This window comes from Sorangium sp. So ce302, assembly GCF_051530145.1.
Lineage (GTDB): Bacteria > Myxococcota_A > Polyangia > Polyangiales > Polyangiaceae > Sorangium > Sorangium cellulosum_B.
In genome coordinates, this window is record NZ_CP150326.1 from 6,733,767 (window position 1) to 6,760,087 (window position 26,321).

The following is a 26,321-nucleotide window of genomic DNA, read 5'->3' on the forward strand; positions in this document are numbered from 1 at the left end:
GCGATCCTCCTCTGGATCTCCGGCGCGCGGGGCTAGCGCGCGGCCCGCGGGGGCAGCGTGACCTCGCGCCCACCGACGCAGAGCGTGGGCGGCTCGGCCTCGACGAGCAGCGGGGCGAGCTGCGTCTGCGCGTGGCGCGAGAAGCGCGCCTCGAGCGCGCCGCTCCGGGCGCGCGCGTACACGACGCCGTCCTCGCCGAGGGAGAGCGTCGCCGGATCGAGCGGCTCCTCCGTGCCGTCGAACAGGAGCAGCGAGACCGCGCCGCCCTCGCCGATCCGGAGCGCGTCGACGAAGAGCGGCGCGTCCTCGGCCTGGAAGTAACACCAGTCGTAGCCGTTCGTGAGGATCGGCCGGCCGTCGTCCGGGTGCCGCCCGATCCAGGACCGGAGCCCGCGCTCGAGCGCCGGATGGTCGACCCGGGCGCCGTCGTGCCAGAAACGGCCCTCGCGATCGAGCCGGATCGAGCTCTCGCGGGAGGTCCCTGGGGGCGGCGCGAAGCGGAAGAAATCGGGATGGTCGCCGGGTTTCATGGGTCACCTCGCAGGAGAGATGCGGCCCGGCGCGGTGAATCGCAAGGAGCGCAAGGAGCGCGGGCAGCGCGCGGCGCGGAGTACTATAGCGGGCCCATGGGAGCCCAGACGGTAGAGGTCGGCACGGACGAGCACCTGCGCGCGACGCGGGCGTACTACGACGAGTTCTCAGCGCGCTACGAGGCCCGGCGCGGAGGGCGCGATCCCGGGGGCTACCACGACCTCGTCGACGCGCTCGAGGTCGACTTCGTGCGCCGCTTCGGCGAGGGCCGCGACGTGCTCGAGGTGGGGTGTGGGACCGGGCTCCTGCTCGCGCGGATCGGCGCGTTCGCGCGCGCCGCCCGCGGGGTCGATCTCTCGCCCGGCATGCTCGATCGCGCCCGGGAGCGCGGGCTCGACGTCGTGGAGGGGAGCGCGACCGACCTGCCGTTCGCCGACGAGAGCTTCGACGTCGCGTGCTCGTTCAAGGTGCTCGCCCACGTGGAGGACGTCCGTCGCGCGCTGTCGGAGATGGCGCGCGTTGTGCGGCCCGGCGGGCACGTGATCGCCGAGTTCTACAACCCCTACAGCCTGCGCGGGCTCGTGAAGCGGCTCGGCCCGGCGGGCGCCATCAGCGACAGGACCCGGGAGAGCGCCGTCTTCACGCGCTTCGACGCGCCGACCGCCGCCGCCGCCCTGATGCCGGACGGCGTGCGCGTCGTCGCCTCGCGCGGGGTGCGCATCGTGACGCCGTTCGCGGCCGCGATGCGCGTGCCGGGCCTCGGGCGCCTCCTGCACCGGGCGGAGTGGGCGCTGTGCGACACGCCGCTCGCGCAGCTCGGCGGGTTCTGGATCGCCGCCGCGCGGAAGGCGTGAGCCGCGCGGCGCCCCCGGTCAGAACCGTCCGGTGAGCCCCGCGACCATGCCGCCGGGGACCACGGAGATCGTCGGCGCGGCGGTGAAGCTCGGCGGCGGCGGCGGCACGGGGCGCGTCCGGAAGGAGACCCGCTCGGGGACGAACGTGATCTGCGCGTGGGCGATCCCGGCCGCGACGAGCGTCGCGAACGCCCCGAAGGCCACGCGGTTGACGGCCGCGGCGGTCCCGATACGGCTGTTCAGCGCGTCGATGTCGACGCTCTGCATCGGGCCGCCGCCCTGCCCCGAGGACCTCGGCGAGATGTCGACGTTCTCGTAGCTGGCCAGCGCGATCGCCGAGACGATCGAGGTCCCGCCGGCGACGGCCTGGCTCACCAGGAAGAACCACCCGAGCCCATCGTCGCCGTTCTGGAACTGCCCCACCCCGAAGGGCAGCATCGCGGTCCAGCGGGAGTTCTGCGCCACGACCCGCTCGCGCCCGGCGAGGCGATGGATCTCGGCGACCCAGCGGCGCTCGTCCGCGCGGCTCCGCTCGACCCGCAGCCGCGCCGCGTGCTGCGCCTCGGCCTTCTGCCGCGTCACCTCCTCGATGCGCGCCCGGATGCGCGCCCGGACCGCGGTGAACCGATCGAGGACCTCGGGCTGGAACACCGCCGGGTTCGGCGAGTACACCGGGTTGTCGAGGAGGATCTTCTCGATGTACGCGTCGGCCTCGCTCGTGCGCCGCAGCGCCACGAGCGCCGCGGCGGCGAGGCCGCGCGCCCGCTCGACCAGGCCGGGCTCGGAGATCCTGCACGGCTTGCCCTCCGCCTCGATCGGGCCGCGCTCGCAGGGCGCGTTCGCGGGATCGAGCATCGCCGCGAAGCGGCTCACGGCCTCCTCATAATGCCCGGCGTCGAAGCGCGTCTTGGCGAGCTCGAACTGCTGCACGTCGTCGGCGCGCGCCGGCGCCGCGAAGCAGAGCGCGAGGGCGGCGGCGGCCGCCGCCGCGAGGCGCCGCGGCGCGCGCAGGGCGCGGCAGCCCCCGACCGATGGGAAGCGAGCGCCGGGAGATCTCCTGCCTGGAGTTCGCGCAGCCATGCGGAAGGGGTGCGCCGTGATGTAGCGGAGTTTGGACGAGGATGCTGAGAATTCCGGAGCGGACGCCACAATGACGGCAATGCCGTCAGCCGGACGGCCAGGAAACCGTGTTCGGCTCGCCGGCCACCAGCGTCACGTTGCCGACGCGCGGCGCGGCCTCCGGCGACGCGGGCGTGAAGAGGCAGCTCCCGCTCCAGGACACGTCGTTCAAGGTCACGGCCTGCGGGGTGCCCGCGTAGCCGATCAGGCCGATCTGCGGGCACGCGACCTGCGCGCTCGGCGGCGCGCCGCTCAGGACGATCGTGCTGGGCAGGATCTCCAGCTTGTGGATGATCCGCTGCGGCGCGGAGACGCCGGGCTTCGGCGCCACGACCGAGATGACGCCCGCGTACGGCTTGCAGCACCGCGAGCTGGGCACGCTGATGTGAACGGTGTGTGTGCCGATCTTGAGGGGCGTGACCTTGTTCGCGCCGAACCATCTGATCTCGACGCCATCGAGCACCAGCCTGGCGCCGCTCGGGACGATCTGGAAGACGACGTCGCGCACCGCCGGAACGTCCTCCGTCGGCGCGGCCGAGGGCGGGATGTGCGGCAACGGTGGCCGCGCGCGGGGCCGCGGCGCGCTCGCGACCTCCCTGGCGCTCGGCGCGACCGCGCGCACGTTCGGCGACGGGATGAAAGCGTCGATGGGCGTCGGCGGCGTCGGCGGCGGCTCGGCCGCCGCGAGCGCGTCCCCGTCCACCGGCGGCGGGTCGCGGAGCGCGCGGGCGATCGTGAACGCGGCGAGGCCGAGCGCCACAGACCCGAGCGCGACGAGCAGCGCGCGCAGCGCGAGCTTCTGCCGGTTGCGGCTCGCGTTCAGCTTCGCGAGCCGCTTGAGGATGGTGAGGTCGTTCGGCGCGAGGGCCAGCGCCCGGTTGTAGTCGGCGGCCGCGCCGGGTACGTCGCCGCGCTTGCGGCCGGCCTCCGCGCGCGCCACGAGGCACGGGACGAGCCGCGCGACGTGCCGCTCGGCGTAGCCTGCCGGGTCGGCGAAGTAGGCGGCGAGCTCGGCGCGCGGCTCCGCGATCCCGAGCGCCGTGAGCTCGGCCCTGATCTGATCCGCGAGCGCGCGAGGGTTCGCCGGGCGGGCGGCGATGTCGTGCGCGAGGGCGCCCGCGATGATCCGGCTCCAGCGCGCGCCCACGGTGGCTCGCTCACGCTCGGCCTCCGGGTAGATCCCCTCGAGCACCTTGCGGAGCACCTGCGCCGGGTTCTTGCCCTCGAACGGCAGGTGCCCGACGAGACACTCGTAGAAGAGCACCCCGAGCGCGAACACGTCGGTGCGCGCGTCGACCTCGCCGCCCTCGATCTGCTCCGGCGCCATGTGCGCCGGAGAGCCGAGCACCTGCCCCGTCGAGGTGACGCCCTGAGCGTCGAGGATCTTGGCGATACCGAAATCGGTGAGCTTGATCACCACGCTCGCGCCGTCCCGGCTCTCGCCGGCGCGGTCGGACGGCAGCTCGACGAGCACGTTCTCCGGCTTCACGTCGCGGTGGATGATCCCCGACGCGTGCGCGTGCTCCAGCGCGTCGCAGAGCTCGAGCACCACCGCGGCGCCGATCTCGGCCGGCATCTCGCGGTGGGCGCCCAGGATCTTGCGCAGCGTGGCGCCGCGGAGCAGCTCGACGACGAGGTAGCGCTCGCGGTCCTGCTCGCTGGAGACGTCGTACACCTCGACGATGCCGGGGTGGCGCAGCTTCGCCGCCGCGCGCGCCTCGGCGACGAAGCGGGTGCCGACCTCCGCGTTCTCCCGGAGGTGCTTGTGGATGATCTTGACGGCGACCTCGCGGCGGAGCCGCGGGTCGCGGGCGCGGTAGACCGTGGCCATTCCGCCGTGGCCTAGCTCCTCGATCAGCTCGTATTTCTCGAGCTTCGGAAGGACGTCTGCGCCCGCGTTTCTGGAGAGGGAATCCTGCTCGCCCGACGAGCCCCTATCGCGGGCGGGCAGGCTCATTCAACGACCTTCACCCGAATCGTGTTGGTCGACCCCGAGACGCCGACAGGAGCGCCGAAGATGGTGACGAGCTTGTCGCCCGGCGAGACGAGGCCGTTCGCAAGCAGGTACCCGGTGGCGCGCTCGATCATCTCGTCCGAGTTCCGGAGCGCGTCGATCGGGAGCGGCACGACGCCCCAGAGCAGCGCGAGGCGCCGGCGCGTCGTCTCGTTCGGCGAGAAGGCGACGATCGGCACGACGGGGCGCGCCTTCGACGCGTACCGCGCGGTGAGGCCGCTCTCGGTGAACGCGACGATCAGCTTCGCGCCGATGTCCCGCGCGATGTCGCACGCGTTGCGCGCGGTCGCCTCGGGGACGTTGGCGCGCTGGCCAGGCTGCTCGCTCGAGAGATAACGGTAGAACGAGCTCTGCTCGGCCTCCGTCACGATGCGGGCCATCATCCGCACGACGAGCGGGGGGTGCGCCCCGGTCGCGGTCTCCTGCGAGAGCATGACCGCGTCGGTGCCGTCGAAGACGGCCGTCGCCACGTCGCTCGCCTCGGCGCGCGTCGGGCGCGTCGCGGTCACCATCGACTGGAGCATCTCGGTCGCGACGATGACCGGCTTCTGGTGCACGCGGGCGAGGCCGAGGATCTCGCGCTGGATGATCGGCACCCGCTCCGGGTTGAACTCCACGCCGAGATCGCCGCGCGCGACCATCACCCCGTCCGAGGCGAGGATGATCGCCTCGAGGTTGTCGATGGCGCCTGGCGTCTCGATCTTGGAGACGATCGGCGTCGGGCGACCCCAGGCCTCGCAGATGTCGCGGACGTGCCGGACCTCGTCCGCGTTGCGGACGAACGAGAGGGCGACGTAGTCGACCCCCTGCGCAAGGCCAAAGCTGAGGTCGGCCTTGTCCTTCTCGGTGAGCGCGGAGATGCGCACACGCCTGGCGGGCAGGTGGACGCCGACGCGATCGCGCAGGCGTCCGCCCTGCGTCACGCCGGCCTGGACGCGGTCCCCTTCGACCTTGGTCACGGTGACGACGACGCGGCCGTCGTCGAGCAGGATGACGTCGCCGGCCTGCAGATCGGACGCGAGCCCCTCGTAGAGGATCGGGATCTCGCCGGGCGTCGCGACAGGGCTGTCCCTGTTCGCCTCGGTCAGCCAAACGGTAGCCCCGTCAGCCACCTCGAAGGTGTTGCCGGGGAAGCGACCGGCTCGGATCTTCGGGCCGCAGAGGTCCTGCAGGATCGCCACAGGCTTCCCGCATGCCTCCGCAGCCGCACGGACCGTGGCGATTGCTTTGCCATGATCCTCATGCGAGCCGTGAGAGAAGTTGAGTCGAGCGACATCCATACCGGCGCGGATAAGCTGCTCCAGCGTCGTTTGAGAGTCACACGAAGGGCCAATGGTACAGACGATTTTCGCTCTGCGTACGAGCACGGGCGGAGCATGCCACGAGCAGGGGTCGCGACACTACCCTGATTGTGAACGGGCCATGCGGACTTCACCGGATTCCAACAAAGCAGCTGGGGATGAGCCGCGGCGCGGCGCGGCGCGGCGCGGCGCGGCGCACGTGCGCGTCAACGCAGCAGCGGAGCGCGGCGTCCGGCCGTGCGCAGCAGCGATCCGCGCGCACGGCCGCGGATCGCTGCGAATCGGAGATCTCTCTGAGGGCGAGTGAGCGGCGGGACGGCTCGGGCGCGCGCCGCAGCGCGGCATGAGATCCCGCCTGGAGCCTTGTGACTAGGAGCGGCGCTCTCGGCGCTCGCGCGGCGGTCCGCCTCGGTCGCGCTCCATGCCGGGCCGCGATCCGCGATCGCCGCCGCGATCGCCGCCTCGCCCGCCCGGCCCATCGCGCCGCGGCGGCGGGCCGGCGTCGCGCGCCTGCGCCATGCGCTCGCGCGCCCGATCGCCCTCCTCGCCTTCCGGGAGCGGGAGCAGCTCGCGCCGGCTCAGCCGGATCTTCCCCTCGCGATCGACGCTCAGCACCTTCACGTCGAGCGAATCTCCCTCCTTGAGGACGTCCTCGACGCGCTCGACGCGCGTGTGGGCCATCTCCGAGATGTGCAGCAGGCCGTCGGTGTTCGGGAGGATCTCGACGAAGGCGCCGAAGTCGGTGATGCGCTTGACCGTCCCCTTGTAGGTCGCGCCGACCTCGGGCTCGGCCGTCAGGCCCTTGATGATGTCAAGCGCCCTCTTCACGGCGTCGGAGTCGGCCGACGCGACGTTCACCGTGCCGTCGTCCTCGACGTCGATCGCGACCCCGGTCTGGTCGACGATGCCCTTGATGGTCTTGCCGCCGGGGCCGATGATCAGCCGGATCTGGTCGGGCTTCACGCGCACCGTGGTGATCCGCGGCGCGTACTGGCTGAGCTCGGGCCGCGTGGTCGGCAGCGTCTCGAGCATCTTGCCCAGGATGTGGAGCCGCCCCTCGCGCGCCTGATCCAGCGCCTGCGCCAGGATCTGCCGGCTCAGGCCCGCGATCTTGATGTCCATCTGGATCGCGGTCACGCCGCGCGCCGTGCCGCAGACCTTGAAGTCCATGTCGCCGAGGTGATCCTCGTCGCCGAGGATGTCCGAGAGCACCGCGTAGCGCTGGCCCTCCATGATGAGCCCCATCGCGATGCCCGCGACGGGCGACTTGATCGGCACGCCCGCGTCCATGAGCGAGAGGCACCCGCCGCAGACGGCCGCCATCGACGACGAGCCGTTCGACTCGAGCGTCTCCGACACGATGCGGATCGTGTACGGGAACTGATCCGGCGCCGGGATCATCCGGGAGAGCGCGCGCTCGGCGAGCGCGCCGTGGCCGATCTCGCGCCTGCCGGGGCCGCGGAGCGGCTTCGTCTCGCCGGTCGAGAAGGGGGGGAAGTTGTAGTGGAGGTAGAAGCGCTTCCACGTCTCCCCCATGAGCCCGTCGATCTTCTGCTCATCGGTCGAGGTGCCGAGCGTCGTCGTGACGATCGCCTGCGTCTCGCCGCGCTGGAACAGGGCGCTGCCGTGCACGCGCGGCAGAAGGCCGACCTCGCACATGATCGGCCGGATGCTCTTGCCGTCGCGGCCGTCGATGCGCTTGCCCTCCTCGATCACGTACGTGCGGACGACGTGCGCCTTGCGCTCCTCGAACTCCGCCTTCACGAGCCCCTGGACGGGCAGGAGCTTCTCGGCGCCGAGCTCGGCGCTCAGCGTCTCGGTCAGCTTCTTCTTGAGCGAGCTGTAGCCGTCGTAGCGCGCCTTCTTGTCGGTCACCTTCGTCGCGGCCTTCAGGTCCGCGTCGACGATCTGCGCGACGCGCCGCTTGATCTCGTCCGGCAGCGCCGGCGCGACGAACTCGCGCTTCGGCTTGCCCACCGCGGCGCGCATCTTCTCGATCAGATCGATCACCGGCTGCGCGGTCTCGTGCGCGAACATCAGCGCGTCGATGATCTCCGCCTCGGTCGCCTCCGCGGCGCCGCCCTCGACCATCACGATCGCGTCGCGCGAGCAGGCGACGACGAGGTCGATGTCGCAGCGCTCAATGTCGGCGACGGTGGGGTACGCCACGAACTCGCCGTCGAGCCGGCCCACGCGCACGCCCACGACCGGCCCGTGCCAGGGGATGTCCGAGATGTGCAGCGCGGCGCTCGCCCCCGTCAGCGCGAGGACGTCCGCCTTGTTCTGCTTGTCGCTGGAGAGGACGGTCGCGATGATCTGCGTGTCCCGCTTGAAGCCCTCCGGGAAGAGGGGGCGGAGCGGGCGATCCATGAGGCGGCTCGAGAGGATCTCCTCCTCGCGCTGGCGCGCCTCGCGTTTGAAGAAGCCGCCGGGGATCTTGCCGGCGGCGTACGTCTTCTCGACGAACTCGCAGGTGAGGGGGAAGAAGTCGAGGCCCGGCCGCTCGTCCTGCGAGACGGCGGTCACGAGCACCATCGTATCGCCGTAGGTGACGAGCACGGCCCCGTGGGCCTGCTTGGCCAGGCGGCCGGTCTCGAGGGTGAGGGCACGGCCACCCACCATGACGGATTCACGAACGAACATTGGGATTTCAGCTCTCTCTCGCACGATCGCGAGGGCCGCTGCGTGCGGCGCTACGCCGAGCGCGAGGGGCTGCTCTTCTTCCTCGGTTCCTGCGCAGGAGCCGACCTGCTGCGCACGAAGCGAAGACGAAGACGCGCGGAGCCCGCGCTCGGGAACGGCGAGGCCCGATCGCCCCGCCGGTCCGTGGTCAATGAGTGACCTCCTTAGAGCGTCCGCTCCACTCTCGCCAGCGCAAAACGCAGGCGTTCAGGGGTGCGTCCCGCAAAACCTCCCGAACGGAAGGGACCGGAACGACCGCGCGCGCAGGGGTGCTTGTGCAGAAAGGCGGGCGCGGAGCCGCGGATGAGGCGGCCCGCACGCGTGCGGGCCGCGAGCAGCACCGATCACACGTGGACGGGCCCCTGGGGCAAACCGCCGGCGGTGGGGTGAAGCAGCAGGTGGGACAGACAGGCCCGGCAGGCCGACGGCAGGCGAGGTCGCCTGCTTTCGCGCAGCGCGGGCGTGCGGCACACGCCTCGCGCCGGGACCTCAGGCCTGATCGGCCCGAGGATCGCGCTACTTGCGGAGGTTGAGGCGGCTGATGAGGCCGCGGTAGCGCTCGATGTCGACGCGCTTCAGGTAGTCGAGCTGCCGACGGCGCTGGCTCACCAGCTTCAGCAGGCCGCGGCGGGAGTGGTGGTCCTTCTGGTGCGTGCGGAAGTGCTCCTGCAGCTGGTTGATCCGCTCGCTGAGGAGGGCGATCTGGACCTCCGGCGACCCGGTGTCGCCGTCGTGGATCGCGTACTTCTGGATGATGTCCGTCTTCTGAACCGAGTGCAGCATGGCTGGCTCTCCATGGCCCTGCCGGTGCGCTACCGAGCGTCCGGGCCGGCTCGTCCTCTCCGAAAACCGAAGAACGGGACCGGCGGCTGGCCAAGTGACGCCTGAATGTGAGCCCCACGCCCGTAGTGGCGGGAGCCCGCGAAGTTCAGGCCAGTGAGCTGAGGAGCGCGCGAGTATACGCAGGTGCCTCGGTCCGTCAACGCGGTCGACACGGCCGCGCGATTTGTCACCCCCAGAACGGCCGATTGGTTACCCTCGGTCGGCGATGCCCGGCACCATCCGGCCCCCCGACGAAGCCTCCCGACCGCAGTCGGACGCGCGCGGCTCGCAGTCGGACCTTCATATCGCGAACGCGATGACGAGCCTCTCCTCCTCCGCCACGGCGCTCCCGACCTCCGGGAGCGACAACTCGACCCCCAAGGTCTGCCCCACCTGCGGGGTCCGGTACCCGGCCGAGTTCAGGGTTTGCCCGCGCGACGCCGCGACGCTCGATGAGTCGGAGGACGACGCGCTCCGCGACGATCTCGTCGGCAAGACGCTCAACGAGACGTACACGGTCGTGCGCGTCGTCGGCGAGGGCGGCATGGGGCGCGTCTACGAGGCGCGCCACACGCGGATCTCCAGCAAGCGGTTCGCCATCAAGATGCTGCACCCGGAGTTCGCGCGGCAGCCCCAGGTGATCTCGCGCTTCCAGCGCGAGGCCGAGGCCGCGGCCGCGGTGCAGAGCCCGTACGTCGTCACCGTCTTCGACGTCCACCGCACCGCGGAGGGCCGTCCGTTCCTCGTGAACGAGTTCCTCGAAGGCAAGGAGCTCGCCGACTACCTCAACGAGGCCGGCAAGATGAAGACCGGCCCCGCCGTGCGCATCGTCCGGCAGATCTGCAAGGCGCTCGCCGCGGCCCACGCGAAGGGCGTGGTGCACCGCGACATGAAGCCGGAGAACGTGTTCCTCACCGGCGACCTCGCGATGCCGACGGCCAAGGTGATCGACTTCGGCATCTCCAAGGTCGACGACGCGCCGGGCGCCGCGCTCACGCAGACCGGCATGATCATGGGCACGCCCTCGTACATGGCGCCGGAGCAGGCCCGCGGCGAGCGCGTCGATCACCGGGCGGACATCTACGCCGTCGGCGCGATCCTCTACTGCGCCCTCACCGGCAGCCGCCCGTTCGACCGCAACGATCCGACCGCGACGCTCACCGCGGTCCTCACCGAGGACCCGCCCCGCCCGCGCTCGCTCGAGCCGAGCATCCCCGAGCCGCTCGAGATGATCATCCAGCGGGCCATGGCGAAGGAGCCCGGCCATCGGTACCAGACGATGGAGGAGCTCGACGCGGAGCTCGCGCTCTACGACACCAGCGAGTCCGAGCCGAAGGAGCTCGACGCCCCCGGGTCGCCCGGGCCGCGGGTGTCGATGCCTTCGGCGCCGCGCGTGGCGCCGACGATGCAGCTCCGCCAGGCGCAGCAGGTGAGCATGGCGAGGCCGCTCATCCTGCTGCTCTTCGCGCTCGGCCTCTTCTGGGTCGCCGGCAGCCTGATCACGCTCGTCACCGCGATCATCCGCCTGTCGCGCGGCGGCCAGGTGACCGACAACCTGACGGGCCTCGAGGCCGTCCTGCTCGCGTCCGGGATCGGCTTCGCGCTGATCACCCCCGCGCTGATCAGCGCGAGCCACGTGCGCAAGACCGTCTGGAACAACAGCATGAAGGCGGTCGATCTGGCCGACAACCTGCGCCGGCCGATCGTGGTCGGCCTGTGCGCGTACGGCTTCGCGTCGCTGCTCGTGCGGGTGGTGGAGGCCGTCGTCCTCCGGCGCGCGGCCGGCGTCGCGTGGCCCATGTGGGACGTCGTGCTGTTCGCGGTCGGCGCGGTCGGCGCCGCCGGCGCGTACCTCTTGCTCCGCAGCGAGAACCGGTAGCCCCGCCCCTAGCGCCGGTCCAGCCACGCCTGGAGCAGCAGCGCCGCCGCCGCCCCGTCGACGCGCTCCTTGCTCTTCCGCCCTGAGACGCCCCCGTCGCGCAGCCGCCGTGCCGCCTCGACCGTCGTCAGCCGCTCGTCGATGAGCTCCACCTCGACGCCGGCCGCGTCCGCCAGCGCCTGCGCGAAGGCCACCGCCCGCCGCGCGGCGGGCCCCTCGTCCCCGTTCATCTCGAGCGGCAGCCCCACCAGGAACCGGGTGATGCCTTCGTCCCGAACGAGCGCCGCAAGAGCTTCCAGGAGCGCCTTCCGGTTTCGCCCGTCGAGCAGCGGCCGCGGGTGCGCGTAGAGCCCGAGCTCGTCGGTCACCGCCACGCCCACGCGGGCCTTCCCAAGATCGATCGCCGCAGCGCGTGCCTTCGCCTTCGCCATGCCTCTGGAAAGACCCCATAGCCCTCGGGCGACGCGCCGGCGAGACCCGAGCGTAACCCGGAAGCATCCGACCGGCTTGACCCGCTCGCCAGCACCGACCATAAGCGCCGCGCGATGGAACTGCGCGCGGTACGGGGGATGAACGACATCCTCCCCGAAGAGGTGGAGCGCTGGCACAAGCTCGAGGGGGCCTTCCGCCTCCACGCGGAGCTCCACGGCTATGCCGAGGTGCGCACGCCGCTGCTCGAGCCAACGGAGCTCTTCCGGCACCAGATGGGGGAGACGACGGACGTGGTCGAGAAGGAGATGTACTCCTTCGAACGCCACGGCGATCAGCTCACCGTCCGCCCCGAGGGCACCGCGGGCGCCGCGCGCGCCTACGTCGAGCACGCGGTCCACGCGAAGGAGCCGGTCACCCGCTGGTACTACCTCGGCCCGATGTTCCGCGGCGAGCGGCCGGCGAAGGGGCGCTACCGCCAGTTCTACCAGGCCGGCTGCGAGCTCTTCGGCGATCCCGGGCCGCTCTGCGACGCCGAGACGATCGACCTCGTCGCCGGCTTCCTGCAGCACATCGGGGTCGGCGAGTTCGTGGTTCACGTGAACTCGCTCGGCAGCGCGGGCACGCGCGAGCGCTACCGCGAGGCGCTGCTCGCCCACTACACGCCGCGCAAGGCCGAGCTCAGCGAGGACTCGCAGCGCCGCCTCGAGAAGAACCCCCTGCGCATCCTCGACTCGAAGGACCAGCGCGATCACGAGGTGTCGCGCGACGCGCCGTCGATCCTCGATCTGCTCGACGACGCGGACCGGGCGCACTGGGAGGGCGTGCGCCGCTGCCTCGACGTGCTCGGCGTGAACTACGTCGTCGATCGGTCGCTCGTGCGGGGGCTCGACTACTACACGCGCACGCTCTTCGAGGTGAAGGCGACCGCGGGCGATCTCGGCGCCCAGAGCACGCTCGCGGGCGGCGGCCGCTACGACGCCATGGTCGCGGGGCTCGGCGGGCCGAGCGTGCCCGCGATCGGCTTCGCGATGGGGATGGAGCGGCTGCTCACGATGATGCCCGGCGCCTCGCCCCGCCGGAGGCCTGGCTGCTTCCTCGCCCCGCTCGGCCAGAGCGGCGCGGATCAGGCGCTCGTGCTGGCGAAGCAGCTGCGCGCGCTCGGCGTCCCGGTCGAGCTCGACGGGCGCGGCGGGCGGCTCAAGGCGATGCTCCGGCGCGCGGACTCCCTCGGCGCGCGGCTCTGCGTGATCCTGGGCGACGCGGAGATCGAGCGCGGCGTGCTCCAGATCAAGGATCTGGTGGCGCACGTGCAGGAGGAGATCCCGCTGGAGGGTGCGGCGCGCGTGCTCGCGGATCGGGCCCTCGAGGCGTCGCCCGGCGGCCAGCGGGGAGCGCGTTGACCTCCGAGGCGATGGGAGCGCAGGGCTGCTCGCGAGGGGCGCGCGGCGCGCCGGCGGGCGAGGGGCGGGGCCGCGCTCGGCGCGCGCGATCGGCGCTGTCGCTCGCCGCGGCGCTGGCCGCGCTCGCCGCGCCGTCCGTCGCGGCGGCGCAGCTCGGCTTCGGCCAGCCCGGCATGACGCAGCCGCCGCCCGCGAGCGCGCCGCCGAAGCCGCCGCCCGGCACGCCGGAGACGCACGCGGCGCCGACGTCCGAGGAGAGCCCGATCCAGACCCAGGAGCCGACCCTGCCGGAGGACCCGCTGGCGGTGCCGCCCGCGGTCAAGAAGCAGATCGGCACGAACGACGTCGGCGAGTGGGAGGTCGGGCGCGCCGCGGAGATCCAGCGCGACTGGTACGGCCCCTACTACAGCGAGCGGAGCGGCAGCTACCAGTTCAGGACGGTCTTCCCCCTGTGGGCGGAGCGCCGGATGCCCGGCGACCGCGCCACGATGGTGACGCCGCTCTACTACAACCGCCGGAGCAAGGACGTCGACGCCGACGTGCTCTTCCCCTTCTTCTGGAAGCTCCGCGACGAGAACACGTACACGACGATCGTCGGCCCGTTCATGCACCGCGAGTCCGAGGGTCGCCCCGCGAGCCCGGGGCGGAAGGCAGAGCCGGGCCGGCACGACAACTGGCTCGCGCCGCTCTTCTTCGAGGGCAAGCGCGACGACGGGAGCGGCTACTTCCACATCCCTCCCCTGCTGACCTTCACGCACCACACGGCGCGGAGCGGCTTCAACCTGATCGGCCCGCTCTACTGCAGCTGGAAGGGCGGCCCCGCGTGCGACACGCGCTCCGCCGACAAGATCGATCTCGGCCTGGCCCCCCTCTACTTCTACGGCCACGACGAGAGCAGCGAGTACGAGGTCATCCCGCCGCTCCTGCACTACTACCACTACAGCGACGTCGGAGACCGCTCCACGAACGTGTGGGGCCCGCTGATGTGGCAGCACTCCCGCAAGGGCGACGTGTTCAACATCATGCCCTTCTACTGGCACAGCTGGGGCAAGAACCACGATCGCACGACGCTGTTCCCGTTCTTCCACTACGGGTACGAGGGCAACAAGAGCCTGCTCGTCACGCCGCTCTTCCTGACGGCGCGCGGGGAGGAGGGGGAGAGCACCTTCGCGACCTGGGGCTACGCTCGCTACCGAGGGCGGACGGAGCTCGACATGATCACGCCGCTCTTCTGGCAGTACCGGGATCCGTCCATCGATCTCGAGCGGACGTTCCTGCTCCCGTTCTATTACCGGAACACCTCGCCGCGCAGCGATGATCTCGTCCTCTTCCCGTTCTACGGCCGCTTCAAGCGCCACGGGTTGAGCGACACCACGTGGCTCACGCCGCTCGTGCGGCACACGCGGGATCTCACCGGCTGGGAGACGGACATCTATCCGTTCTTCTACTCGGGGAGGAACCGCGACTCGACGCACCTCGTCGTCGCGCCGTTCCTCTGGGACTTCGCGTCGCCGACGTCGCGCACCACGGTGGCCCTGCCGTTCTTCTTCCGGTTCGCGGACCCGACGTCGGTGACGCAGGTCGCGCTCAACACCGTGTACCGGGAGCACCGGGTGCGGAACGGCAAGGAGTGGGAGTTCCACCTCGTCCCCCTGTTCTCGTACGGCGAGACCCCGGAAGGTCACTGGTGGAACGTCCTGTTCGGCCTCGCCGGGTACACGCGCGCGGGCACGGCGGCGACGATGCGGGCGCTCTACGTCCCGATCCAGCTGAGCCAATGAGCCCGCGCGGTGCCGAGCTCCGCTGCCTCGGCGGAGCGCCGCCGCCCCCGGAGCTCGCCGTCGACCTGCGCCGGCTCCTGGAGCTGCCCGAGGGCGCGCGGCAGCGCCTCTGGGAGGCGCTCGGGCCCAGCCTTGCCGAGCCGGTGCCCGCCGCCGTGGAGCGGCTCCTCGACGCGTTCTGCCGCCGGCACGAGGTCGCGTCCGACGCGCTCGCGCGGGTGCTCAAGGCGTGCCGCTTCCTGATCCGCGAGGCGAGCAAGCTCGACCTCGATCGCGCCGCGCTCGCGGCCGACATCGCCGCGCTCGCGCCCGGCCAGGACGCCGAGGAGATCCAGGCCGTCCTGCTCGCCGGCTACGACCAGGCCAGGGCGCTCGTGCGGCGGGAGATCGTCCGCGGCGCGCTGCTCGATCACGGCAAGCTGCTCACCGGCATCGACTGGCGCATCGACACGATCGCGACCGCGAACCGCGGCGCGAAGATCGCCGCCCCCGTCGTCGTGCTCACGCTGAGCTACCAGGAGGGCGACCTCCGCTCCCGCATCACGCTCCAGGCGACCCCAGAGACGCTGAGCGAGCTCCAGCGGCTCTGCGCGCAGATCCTCGGCTGACCGCGCGCGCCGCTCAGATGGACGACGGCGTCCTGCGGGCGACAGCGCGCGCCTCTACCTGCTGCTGTCGCGCGCCTCCGCGCGGGGCGCGGAGTTCGCGGAGACGACCTCCGCGATCGCGGAGAGCGCGTCCTCGGCGGAGAACGGCTTCTCCAGGAGCGGGCGGCCCGACGACGCGAGGAACCGCTCGACGTCCGCGCCGAAGCCCACGCCGGTCATGAAGATGAACCCCTGGGCCAGCACAGGATCGCTCTCGTGGATCCGCGTGTAGAAGACGTCGCCCGACATGCCGGGCATGCGCAGATCGCAGAGCACCACGTCGAAGCGCTGCCCGCCCGCGAGCATCCCCATCGCGGCGTCGGCGCTCGGCGCGAGCGCCACCTCGTGCACGCGGCCCAGCTGATCGGACAGCGCGCGGGCGAGCGACGCCTCGTCCTCCACCACGAGCACCCGCACCCGCTTCGAGACGAGCCGCGGCACAGGCGAGACGCTCGGCGTCGCCTCGTCCGTCCGCCCCGCCGCGGGCAGGGAGATGATGAAGCGCGCGCCGCCGGGCGGGACGCGCCCAGGGACCGGGCTCTCCGCCGTGATCTGCCCGCCCGCGCGCTCGATGATCTCGCGGCTGATCGACAGCCCGAGCCCCGTGCCGACCTCCGGACCTTTCGTCGTGAAGAAGGGCGCCCAGATGCGCGGCAGGTTCTCCTCCGCGATGCCGGCGCCGGTGTCGCTCACCACGATCTCGACCGTCTCCCCGTCGCTCCGCGTCTCGACCGTCACCGTCTGGTCGCGGGCCTCGTGCTTCGAGCTCGGCTTCGGGATCGCCTGGGCCGCGTTGACGAGGAGGTTCACGATGACCTGGCCGAGCCGGCCGTCATCCATGAGGATCGGCGGCACTTCGGAGAGGTTCTTCACGATCTGCGCCCGCTCGATGATCTGGCCGCGCGTGAGGCTCAGCGCGGACTCGACCGTGCGGTTCGCGTCCGTCAGCGTGCGCCGCGAGCCCTCGGGCTGCGGCGGGCTCGCGAACAGCTTGAGATCGCGGACGATGTCGACGATGCGCTTGATCGAGTCGCGCAGCTCCTTCACGAGCTCCGACGCGCTGGAGGCGGCGCTGCCCTCCATGCGCACGTTCGGGCCGCGCAGGAGGCGGTCGAGCATGTCCAGGCCGAGCAGGATGAACGCCGCGGGGTTGTTGATCTCGTGCGCCACGCCGGCCGCGAGCGTGCCGAGCGTCGAGAGGCGATCGACCTGGATGAGCCGCGTGCGCGCCGCGTGCTCGGTGCTCACGTCCGCGAGGACGCCCTCAATCGCGACGACGCGGCCGCGATCCGAGACGAGCGGGTACACCGTGCCGCGCGCGGTGATCGCGTCGCCGCCCCGCCGCCGCAGGCGCGCCTCGTAGGAGGCCGACGGGGCCCCGAGCTTGGCCCGCGCGACCGCGTCCTCGAAGCACATCACGCCCTCCGGGTCGGCGTGCGCCTCCCCGAGGAAGCCCGGCGTCCTGAGCGCCTCGGCCACCGGCACGCCCAGGAGCCGCTCGGCGTGCCGGTTCAGGAACGAGAGCTCGCCGGACTCGGGATCGAGCCGGAAGATGATGAGCGGCGCGTTGTCGAGGAGGTTCCGGTGCTGCTCCTCGAGCTCGCGGATCCTGAGCAGCCGCTCGGCGGCCTCGCGCTCCCCGGCGACGACGCGCAGCGAGCGATCCAGGCCTGCGCCGAGCGCGTCGGCGATCTCCTCGAGGAGCGGGATCGGCGCCGAGGCCGCCGCGCCGGCGTCTCCGTAGCCGACGACGAGCGCCGCGATGATCGGGCAGCCGAAGCCGCCGGCCCCGGCCGGCCCGGAGCGCGCGGCGGGGTGGCCGGGCTGGGCGCCCGGAGGCGCGGCCCGCACCGGGAGCGCGACGTACGAGAGGCACCCCGCACTGGCCCCCATCTCGGCGAGCGCGTCCCCCGCGCGGGTGTCGTCGCAGGAGAACGGCTCGCCCTCGGCGAACACCCGCCGGAAGAGCGCCGCGGGCGCCGGCTGGCGCGCGCCGAACGGCGCGGCGGCGAGCGCGTCGCCGCGGAAGACCGCGTACGCGCGGAGCCCGCCCTCCGGCTCGGGGAACACCACCGCGAGGAGCTGGAACGCGGCGAACCGGCCGACGGCCCCGGCGAGCTCCTCGAACGGCCTCGGCAGGAGCAGGTTCGAGTGGCGGGCCACGACGGTGAGGACGGCGTTCAGCGCGACGAGGCGGCCAACCCTCTCGCTCGCAGGCTCAGCGTGCATTTCCACGACATCTCACCACGTCAGCGCGCAGGGACGAGAGGCATTCTTCACTTTTGTCCGGCCGGCGGGTCGCCCGCGGTCGCCGGGGACGTAGGCCGGGCCGCCGCGCCGGCGCAGCGCTCGAGCAGGCGGAGGGCGGCGTCCCGGCGCTCCTCGCTCACGGCGGGCCCCGTGCCGGCGGCCCCGTCGTGCGCTGCGTACTGGGCGAACATCCTGCGGGCGGTCTCGACGTCCTCGACGCCGCACGCGACCACGAGCCGCAGCCGCTCGGCCTCGATCCAGACCCGCTGGACGGGCAGGTGGGCCGCGAGCGCGCGGTCCAGGCGATCGGCGGCCTCATCGAAGCGGCCGTCGCTCAGGTAATGGCGGCCGAGCAGGTAGTTCGGCAGGCCGTCGCCGGGGGACTGCGCGGCCCACGCGCCGAGGAGCTCCGCCGCCCGGAGCCTGTCGGGCGCGCCGCCGCGCGTGCCGATCAGCAGCTCGACGATGGCCGCGCGGGCGCGCTCGTCGTTCGCGGCGGCGATCTTCACGTCGAGCGTCCGGAGCCGATCCTCGTCGACGAGCCGGCCGGCGACCTCGCTGTACCGCGCCGCCGCGCGCTCCCGGTCGCCCGCGGCGAGCGCGACGTCGCCGAGGCGCTCGGCCGCGCGATCGCGCAGGTGGCGCGGGATCGACCCGTCCCCGGCGATGCCCTCGAGCTCGCGGATCCCCTCGCCGCGCTCGCCGGGCGCGTCGCTGGCGAGCCGCGTCTCGGCGATGGCGATGCGCGGCGCGGGGCTCCGGTCGAGCGACAGCACGCGCCGGTACGCGGCGATCGCGCCCTCGTGGTCGCCGCGCGCGCGCAGCTCCTCCGCCTCGTGGGTGCACGCGTCGACCACGTGCGGGCAGCGCCGCTCGAAGAGCGCCGGCCGATCGAAGCGGGCCTTCGCCTGCGCCTTCGCCGCGTCGGGGAGCGTGAGCGCGTCGAGATCGGCGTGCCACGCGCGCTCCATCACCTCCCACGAGGCGCCGGTGATCTCCGGCAGCGCCTTGCCGCCGTACCAGGCGCGCACCGCGTCCGCGCCGTACGTCGCGCGCACGTGGCCGACGAACGCGCCGCTCACGGTGTAGGCGGTCGACGAGTTCTCGGCGAGGAAGCCGAGCGCGAACAGGCGCGCGAGCGACGGCAGGATCCCGAGATCTTTCATCGCCTTGGCCCACGCGCGCGGGCTCAGGTCCTCGCCCTCCCTGGGCGAGCCGGCGACGGCGATCCCCTCGATGAGCCCCGGGTCGGGGAGCCACCCGCCGAGCCGCCCGGCGACCTTGAACGGGCCGCGGGCGAAGGCGCCGGCGAGCACGTGGATGATCTCGTGCCCGAGCGTCGGGTGCGGGTAGCCGGCGGCCTGCAGGTACACCTCGCGGCGCCACGGCTTCGCGACGTACGTGCGCGACGCGCCCATGAGCGCGCCCTTCTGCGCCGCGCTCTCGAACAGGTAGGCGCGGACCCGGAGCGGCTGGCCGTCGACCACCGCGGGCGCCCCGAGCCAGCGCTCGCCGGCCTCGATGTGGGCGTCGCACTCGCGCACGAAGCGCTGGACGTCGGCCTCGCGCACGCCGCGCGGGTGGACGACCTCGCAGCGCTGGCCCTTCGAGAGCGCGCCGAGCTCGGCCGCGATGCTCTCGGAGGTCTGGAAGTGGCCGAGGCGCGCGCCCTCCAGGACGGTCGCGGCGCTCAGCGCGGCGCTCACGCCGCCGAGCAGGAGCAGCCCGGGCCGGCCCTGCGGCTGGAACGACACCCGCCCGCCCGCGTCGTGCACGAGGTGCTGCGCGAGCGCCGACGCGGCGAACAGGGTGGCCAGCGTCCCCGCGCGGTACGTCAGCAGCCCGGACGCGTCGACGACCGTGTCGTAGAGCGTGCCGCTGAAGAAGCCGGCGAAGGGGTCGTAGGCGAAGACGATCGGGCTCGTGTAGAAGCGGACGGCGCTCACGCCGATCGCGCCGAGGGGGGCGGCGAGCGCCGCGAGGACGGCGATGAGCCGGCGCCGCCACGCCGGGCGGGGAGGCGCGGCGTCGTCGCGCCGGATGCCGGCGGCGAGTTCGCCCGCGACGGCGCCCCAGGCGCCGCCGAGCGCCGCGCCGAGCCCGGGCCCGAGGGCGAAGTGCGCCGAGCCGCCGAGCACATCGCAGAAGCCGGCGCGCAGGCCGTGCGCCAGCGTGGTGGCGTACGCGACGAGCGCGAACAGGGCGCCGCACGCGACGCCGCGGCGGAACGCCTCGACAGGCGGCGGCCGATGCGCGGCGACGTCGAGGGCGGTCACGATCGCCGCGGCGCCCGGGACGATCAGGCCGGCGGCGAGCGCGCTCTCGTAGCCGGGGCCGTCGAAGAGGGGCAGGAAGCCGACGAGCGCCATCGCGATCGCGACGAGCGCGGCGCCGAGCCTCGTGGCCGGTGAACGCAGCAGCGTGGGCATGGTCGCGTGGGACTCCAGGCCTGCCTTCGTAGCCGCGCCTGCCCGGAGAGGCGAGCGGGATGCGGGCGCCCCGGCGCAATCGAGCGAGTTGCGTTCTCGATGGACGGTTCAGGGAGGAGGGCGGTGTCTTCCGAGGACCCGACGAAACCGTGAGCGGTGATCGCATGGCCGCCGATCAGCCGCGTTCGATAGTGCGCGCTTCTCCTTCCCTCCTCTTTTCTGCTCTGCTCACGCCCCAGACGATGTCCCCTCCCCCCGCCGGCCTCTCACACCATCCCGATTTCCTGCGCCTCTGGGCGGCGCAGGCGGTGAGCGCGGTAGGCAGCCGCATCAGCCGCACGGCGCTGCCCGTGATCGCCATCGTGAGCCTCGGGGCCGACGCGTCGGGCGTGGCGGTCCTCTCCGCCGTGTCCACCGCGCCGGGCGTCCTCGTGGGGCTCTTCGCGGGCGGGGTCGTCGATCGCTCGCGCAAGCGGCCGCTCCTCGTCGGCGCGGATCTCGTGCGCGCGGCGCTGATCCTCTCGGTCCCGATCGCGGCCTGGACCGGCACGCTCACCCTGCTCCAGCTCTCCGTGGTGGCCGCGCTGGTGGGCATGGCCACGTCGCTGTTCCAGATCGCCGACAACGCCTACTTGCCGGCGCTGGTGGGGCAGGACCACCTGGTCAAGGCAAACGCCAGGCTGGAGGGGACCGAGGCCGCCGCGGAGATCGCCGGCCCCGGCGCCGCGGGCATCCTGATCCAGGTGCTGACGGCGCCGGTGACGATGGTGGTGGACGCGCTGTCGTACCTCGTGTCGGCGGCGCTCCTCGGGCGCATCCGGGCGGCGGAGGCGCCGGCCGTCCCCGCGGGCGGCGGAGGCGATGGGGGCGCCTCGCTGGTCGAGGACCTCCGGGTCGGGCTGCGCCACGGCCTGGGCCACCCCGTGGTCGGGGCGACGTTCCTGGCGATGGGCGCCCATGCCCTCCTGCTCGGCGGGGTCTTTTCCGCGCTGTACATGCTCTATCTCCTGGAGCATCTGCGGCTGGACACGACCACGGTCGGGCTGATCATCAGCGTGGGCGGCATCGGCGCGCTGGGCGGCAGTTTCCTCGCGGGCTGGCTGGGCCGCCGCCTGGGCGCCGGGCCGGCGATGATCCTCAGCCTGTTCATGAGTCAGGCCAGCTGCGCGCTCATCCCGCTGGCGGCGCAGCTCGGGCGGCTCGCGGTACCTGCCCTCGTGGTGCACCAGCTCGTGGGGGACGCGTTCCTCATGGCGTTCATGATCCACGCGGTGAGCACGCGGCAATCCATGTTGCCATTGCACGTGCTCGGCCGGGTCGATGCAACGCTCCATGTGCTCACCGGGGCGCTCCTGCCGGCGGGCACCCTGGCGGCCGGCTGGCTGGCGGGGCGGCTCGGCGTGGAGGCGACCGTCTGGGCGTTCGTCATCGCGGGTTTTGCCGCGCCGATCCTGCTGCTGCGGCCCGCGGTGTGGAGGCTGCGGGCGGGGTGAGGGCGCGCTCGATGGAGGGTGCTTGTCATCGACCGGCGGTGTCGCTCGGTCGGGCAGCCGAGCCTGGCTGGGACCCGGGGGCGGCCACGCGGGCCGCCGCGACGCGGCGCAGGCAGTCTTCCTGATGGGTCCGGGCCAGGGCTTCTGGCAGACGGAGAAGCTCTATCCGCCGCTCGATCGGCATGCAGTAGGTCGTCGCAGCCCACAGCTTCGGGTCATCGACGCCGTGGAGCGGCTCCAGATCGGTCCACACCCGGACGGCCCTGTCATCCGACGCGCTGATGATGCGCTTGCCGTCGGGGCTGAACGCTACGCTGTTGACCGGAGACTCGGAGCCGCGAAGAACCAACGGCTCGCCAGTACCATCGGAATTCCATACCCGTACCGTTCCGTCCTGGGACCCGGTGACGACGCGCTTGCCATCAGGGCTGAACGCCACCCCCAGAACCCAGTGCTCGTGACCGCGAAGAACCACCGGGTCGCCGGCGCCATCCGCGTTCCATAGGCGCGCCGTCTTGTCCCAGGAGGCCGTAGCGATGCGCTCGCCGTCGGGGCTGAACGCCACCCAGTAGACGACATCCTCGTGACCGCGAAGGATCAGCGGCTCACCTTCGCCGCCCGCGTTCCACACCCGTACCGTCTTGTCGAAGGACACGGTGACGATGCGCTTGCCATCGGGGCTGAACGCCGCTGAATAGAGCTGAGCCTCGTGACCGCGAAGGACCACTGGATCGCCGGTGCCATCCGCGTTCCACACACGTGCCGTCCTGTCCCACGACGCCGTGACGATGCGCTCGCCATCGGGGCTGAACGCTGCGGAACAGACCTGAGCCTCGTGACCGCGAAGGACCACTGGATTGCCGGTGTTATCCGCGTTCCACACACGCGCCGTCCTGTCCCACGACGCCGTGACGATGCGCTTGTCATCAGGGCTGAACGCCACCGAATGGACCACGTCCCTGTGACCGCGAAGGACCACGGGCGCGCCGGTGCCATCCGCGTTCCACACGCGCGCGGTCCTGTCCTCGGGCGCCGTCACGATGCGCCCGCCGTCGTGGCTGAACGCCACCGATGCGATCGGCTCCTGGTCACGGAGAAGGACCAGCGGCTCGCCCGTGCCATCCGCGCTCCACACGCGCACGGTGTTGTCGTACGATGCGGTCGCGATGCGCTTGCCGTCGGGGCTGAACGTCGCCCAGACGGCATCCTGGTGACCACGAATGACCAGGGGCTCGCCCGTCCCGTCGGCCTTCCACACCCGCGCCGTCTTGTCCCGGGACCCAGTGACGATGCGCCGGCCATCGGGGCTGAACGCCGCCGAATAGACCGGAGCCTCGTGACCCCGGAGGACCAGCGGCTCGCCCGTCCCATCAACCTTCCACACACGTGCGGTTTTGTCCGACGACGCCGTGACGAGTTGCTGGCCATTGGGACTGAACGCCACCCCCTGAACCTCGTGCTCGTGGCCGCGAAGGACGACTGGCTCGCCGGTGCCATCCGCGCTCCACACGCGCGCGGTGTGGTCGTACGATCCGGTCGCGATGCGCTTGCCGTCAGGGCTGAATGCCACCGCATAGACCGGAGCTTCATGCCCCCGAAGGACCAGCGGCTCGCCCGTCCCATCGGCCTTCCACACACGTACGGTCCTGTCGTGGGACGCGCTGGCGATGCGCTGGCCATCGGGGCTGAACGCCGCCGAATTGACCCGCCCCTCATGGTCCCGGAGGACCAGCGGCTCGCCCGTCCCATCGGCCTTCCACACACGTACGGTCCCGTCCCATGACGCCGTGACAATCCACCTTCCATCAGGGCTGAACGCCGCGGAACTGACCCCGTTCTCATGACCTCGGAGGACCAGCGGCTCACCCGTCCTGTCGGACTTCCACACGCGCGCGTTCTTGTCCAACGACGCGGTGACGATGTATCTGCCGTCGGGGCTGTAGCTCGCCCCCATGACGCCGCCTGGATGGGTGAGCACCGCCCGAGCGACCCAGCTGTGCAGCGCCCCGCGCGCCAGGACGGCCCACCCTCGCGGCACATCGGGCGGCTCGACCTCGCGCAATATCGAGAGCGCGGTCGTGGGGTCGGCCTGCAGCTCGCGCGCCGCGGCCATGCGGGTGGCGTTGCGCGCTTGCAGGGCTTCGGCCTGTGCACGGGCCGTTTCCTGGTCGGCGCGCGCGGCTTGCTGCTCGGCGCGCCTGGCTTGCCGGTCGGCGCTGATCGCGAGGGTCGATACCATGAGCGCGATCGCGGTGAGCATCGCGATCACGCCCATGGCGATCTGCCGCCGCAGTCGCCGCGCGCGCTCGGACAGGGCCACGACGGCAAGGAGATAGCGCTCCTCGCGCTGGCCGAGCCCGGAGCGCCACTCGGCGCCCTGCTCGGCCCGGCGGCGCTCACGCCACGCTCGAGCCTCGTGCGCCGCACGATCGCGCCAGAGCAGCCCCTCGGCGTGACCGCTCGCCTCCCACTGCTGGGCCGCAGCGCGCAGCCGGGCGAGGAACTGCGCGTCTTGCTCGCTCTCGGCGAGCCACTGCCGGAGCTTTGCCCACCTCTCGATCAACGACTCGTGAACCAGCTCCACCGTCGTGCCCTCGCGTTCGCCGCCGGCCTCGGTGAGCAGCAGCCGCGCCCCGGCCAGGTGCTGGACCACCTGCGCGATCGCCTCACCGGCGTGGTCTTCGCTGTCCTGTGCGAGCTCACACAGCTCGTCCAGGCTGACCACCGCGCGCGTGCGCTCGGGCGTGACAAGGCGCACCAGCACCGCCCGAGCCAGCCGCTGCTCGCGCACCGGCAGCGCCGAGAGCACCGCGTCCGCATGCGCGGACAGCGCCCCGGCCACGCCGCCGAGCTGCTCATAGCTGTCCCGCGTCAGCAGCCGGCGCGCGCGGTCCCGCGCCTCCCACAGCTTCGCGGCCGTGAATTGCAGCAGCGGCAAGGGGCTGCGCGTGCTCTCCAGCGTGTCCAGCATGTGCTCGACCATCTCGGCGGTCTCGAAGCGAAGACCGGCCGTCTCCAGCGGCCTCATCAAAGCTTCACGCAAGCCTTCGCGCCCCATGGGCGGCAGCAACGAGAGACCACGAGTCACGTGGGTCATGAACTCGTAGTCATCGGCGACGCGATCGAGAAAGTCCGAGCGGATGGCGAGCAGGACCCGCAGGGGCGACGAGGCGTCGTCGGCCGCGCCCTCCAGACAGGCGACGAACGCCGCCCGTTCCTCGCGGCTCGCGCCGAGCGTGTACAGCTCCTCGAACTGATCTACGAAGAGCAGGACGTGGTGCCTCGTCCCCTGACGGCGGCAGCGCGCTCGCAGCCGGGCGCCCAGGTAGCCCGGCTGCGCGCTCAAGGTGGCGACGATCCCACCGTGCCCGGTGAGCTCGACCGGGCCCGCCTGCGCGCCCGCGCGCTCGGACTCGGCCACCTGCGCGAGCACATCGACGAGCGCCGCCATCGGGTGGCGCCCCGGGCGCAGGGTGAACGTCTCCCAGCGGTCGCTGGAGCGCTTCAACGCCGGGATCACCCCCGCGCGCACGAACGACGACTTGCCCGCCCCGGAGGGCCCGGCGACCGTGACGAGCGGCTGGTAGCGCAGCCGCGCCGTCATGGCGGTCACGTCCCGATCGCGGCCGAAGAAGCGCGCTGCGTCCGACTCCTGGAACGCGGAAAGCCCCGCGAACGGGCAGTCGTCCTCGCCGAGCCCGGGCGCCTTGCGACCGGGCAGCAGCGCCTCGAGCTCGGCGAGCAGCTCCCTGGCCGAGCCGATGCGCTCGTCCTTCCGCTTCTTCAGGCACCGGTCGACGAGGGCGCCCAGCGCGCCCGCATCAGGGCGCCGCGCGCTGACGCGCGGCATGGGAACATCGAAGTTCACGATGTCCGCGAGCCGCTCGATCGGCGATGGGTCAAGCGGGTGCGCCCCCGTGAGCAGCGTGTGCAGGAGGATGCCCACGGCCCAGAGGTCGCTGCGCGCGTCCACGTCCTCACCCAGCAATTGCTCGGGCGACATGTAGGACGGCGTGCCCACGAGCGCGCTCCGAAAGCTCTGTTCATCATCTCCCGGGAGCTCCCCCCGCGCCTCCGTGAGCGTCGATAGCAGCTTGGCATCGAGTTGCTTGGCGATCCCGAAGTCGACCACCTTGATGCACCCTGCGTCGTCGATGAGGATGTTCTCCGGCTTGAGATCGCGGTGCACGATCCCGAGCTCATGCGCGCAGACCAGCGCGCGGACCACCGGGATCATCAGCTCGACCACCAGCTCGACCGCCATCGGGCCCGGCGCGCCGGAGCGCTCGCGCTCGGCTCGCCACTGGCTCAGCGTCCGACCCTTGATGTACTCGAGCACGAGGTACGGGTGTCCACGGAGCTCGTCCACCTCGTGGATCACCACGATGTGCTCGTGCCGGCAGCTCGCCGTCGCGCGGGCCTCGGCCAGGAAGCGCTCGATCCCCTGCCCGCTGTACTCGAGCAGCAGCTTGATCGCGACCAGGCGCCCGAGCTTCGTGTCCCGGGCCAGGTACACGATGCTCATGCCCCCCCGCCCCAGCTCGCGGATGATCTCGTAGTGCTTGATCGTCCCGCCGGCATCCACGAGCGTCGAGCCCTGAGCGCGGTACGCCATCGTCGCGCCCGCCAGCGTCTTCGACGCCGGTGACGACCGGACCGCGGTCTCTTGCGCTCGCTCCTCGGGCAT

At 72.3% G+C, this 26,321-nt stretch carries 16 protein-coding genes; 6 read left to right on the forward strand and 10 right to left on the reverse strand.

The genetic code is table 11. The annotated features are described in order from the left end of the window. Positions 1-32 precede the first annotated feature (32 nt). Positions 33-530 carry a hypothetical protein gene (locus WME73_RS25420; protein WP_437738974.1) on the reverse strand — a complete coding sequence of 166 codons (498 nt, stop codon included), beginning with the start codon at positions 528-530 and terminating at the stop codon, positions 33-35. A 96-nt stretch (positions 531-626) separates the two neighbouring features. Here WME73_RS25420 and WME73_RS25425 point away from each other — a divergent pair, with 96 nt between their 5' ends. Continuing rightward, a complete protein-coding gene (locus tag WME73_RS25425) occupies positions 627-1,385 on the forward strand; it encodes a class I SAM-dependent methyltransferase (RefSeq protein ID WP_437911198.1) in 759 nt (252 codons plus the stop codon). A gap of 18 nt (positions 1,386-1,403) precedes the next feature. On the opposite strand, the gene WME73_RS25430 is transcribed toward WME73_RS25425, so the two are convergent. From WME73_RS25430 to rpsO, 5 genes are all read right to left on the reverse strand, one after another. After that, complete coding sequence (locus tag WME73_RS25430; RefSeq protein ID WP_437738976.1) at positions 1,404-2,465, reverse strand: hypothetical protein; 1,062 nt, start codon at positions 2,463-2,465, stop codon at positions 1,404-1,406. Between the two features lie 85 nt (positions 2,466-2,550). Next, a complete protein-coding gene (locus WME73_RS25435; RefSeq protein ID WP_437911199.1) occupies positions 2,551-4,461 on the reverse strand; it encodes a serine/threonine-protein kinase in 1,911 nt (636 codons plus the stop codon). Beyond that, positions 4,458-5,885: a pyruvate kinase gene (gene pyk, locus WME73_RS25440; RefSeq protein ID WP_437738978.1), complete on the reverse strand. Its 1,428-nt coding sequence runs from the start codon at positions 5,883-5,885 to the stop codon at positions 4,458-4,460. The genes WME73_RS25435 and pyk overlap by 4 nt, the downstream gene beginning before the upstream one ends. A gap of 303 nt (positions 5,886-6,188) precedes the next feature. After that, positions 6,189-8,462 (reverse strand): polyribonucleotide nucleotidyltransferase, encoded by a 2,274-nt coding sequence (gene pnp / locus WME73_RS25445; RefSeq protein WP_437911200.1) that lies wholly within the window; start codon positions 8,460-8,462, stop codon positions 6,189-6,191. Between the two features lie 555 nt (positions 8,463-9,017). Further along, positions 9,018-9,284, reverse strand: a complete 267-nt coding sequence (gene rpsO / locus WME73_RS25450; protein ID WP_272093461.1) for a 30S ribosomal protein S15 — start codon at positions 9,282-9,284, stop codon at positions 9,018-9,020. Positions 9,285-9,639: 355 nt separating this feature from the next. On the opposite strand from rpsO, the gene WME73_RS25455 reads away from it, so the two are divergent. Further along, entirely contained in the window at positions 9,640-11,202 is a 1,563-nt protein-coding gene (locus tag WME73_RS25455) for a serine/threonine-protein kinase (RefSeq protein ID WP_437911201.1), read from the forward strand. An 8-nt stretch (positions 11,203-11,210) separates the two neighbouring features. On the opposite strand, the gene ruvX is transcribed toward WME73_RS25455, so the two are convergent. Next, positions 11,211-11,633 (reverse strand): Holliday junction resolvase RuvX, encoded by a 423-nt coding sequence (gene ruvX / locus WME73_RS25460; RefSeq protein ID WP_437738981.1) that lies wholly within the window; start codon positions 11,631-11,633, stop codon positions 11,211-11,213. 138 nt (positions 11,634-11,771) lie between these two features. On the opposite strand from ruvX, the gene hisS reads away from it, so the two are divergent. From hisS to WME73_RS25475, 3 genes are read left to right on the forward strand one after another with little or no spacing between them, the layout of a single operon-like run. Further along, a complete protein-coding gene (hisS, locus tag WME73_RS25465; RefSeq protein ID WP_437738982.1) occupies positions 11,772-13,034 on the forward strand; it encodes a histidine--tRNA ligase in 1,263 nt (420 codons plus the stop codon). Further along, positions 13,031-14,815, forward strand: coding sequence for a hypothetical protein (locus tag WME73_RS25470; protein WP_437738983.1), 1,785 nt, complete (start codon positions 13,031-13,033; stop codon positions 14,813-14,815). Before hisS ends, WME73_RS25470 begins: the two co-directional genes overlap by 4 nt. Continuing rightward, positions 14,812-15,423 carry a COMM domain-containing protein gene (locus WME73_RS25475; RefSeq protein WP_437738984.1) on the forward strand — a complete coding sequence of 204 codons (612 nt, stop codon included), beginning with the start codon at positions 14,812-14,814 and terminating at the stop codon, positions 15,421-15,423. Before WME73_RS25470 ends, WME73_RS25475 begins: the two co-directional genes overlap by 4 nt. A gap of 54 nt (positions 15,424-15,477) precedes the next feature. Here WME73_RS25475 and WME73_RS25480 read toward each other — a convergent pair whose 3' ends face one another. Next, positions 15,478-17,691, reverse strand: coding sequence for a hybrid sensor histidine kinase/response regulator (locus WME73_RS25480; RefSeq protein WP_437917433.1), 2,214 nt, complete (start codon positions 17,689-17,691; stop codon positions 15,478-15,480). A 47-nt stretch (positions 17,692-17,738) separates the two neighbouring features. Continuing rightward, positions 17,739-20,141, reverse strand: a complete 2,403-nt coding sequence (locus WME73_RS25485; protein WP_437911202.1) for a hypothetical protein — start codon at positions 20,139-20,141, stop codon at positions 17,739-17,741. Positions 20,142-20,383: 242 nt separating this feature from the next. Between WME73_RS25485 and WME73_RS25490 the strand changes: the two genes are divergently transcribed. Beyond that, complete coding sequence (locus WME73_RS25490) at positions 20,384-21,634, forward strand: MFS transporter (RefSeq protein ID WP_437738987.1); 1,251 nt, start codon at positions 20,384-20,386, stop codon at positions 21,632-21,634. A gap of 25 nt (positions 21,635-21,659) precedes the next feature. On the opposite strand, the gene WME73_RS25495 is transcribed toward WME73_RS25490, so the two are convergent. Beyond that, positions 21,660-26,249 (reverse strand): nSTAND1 domain-containing NTPase, encoded by a 4,590-nt coding sequence (locus WME73_RS25495; RefSeq protein ID WP_437917434.1) that lies wholly within the window; start codon positions 26,247-26,249, stop codon positions 21,660-21,662. Positions 26,250-26,321: the final 72 nt, after the last annotated feature.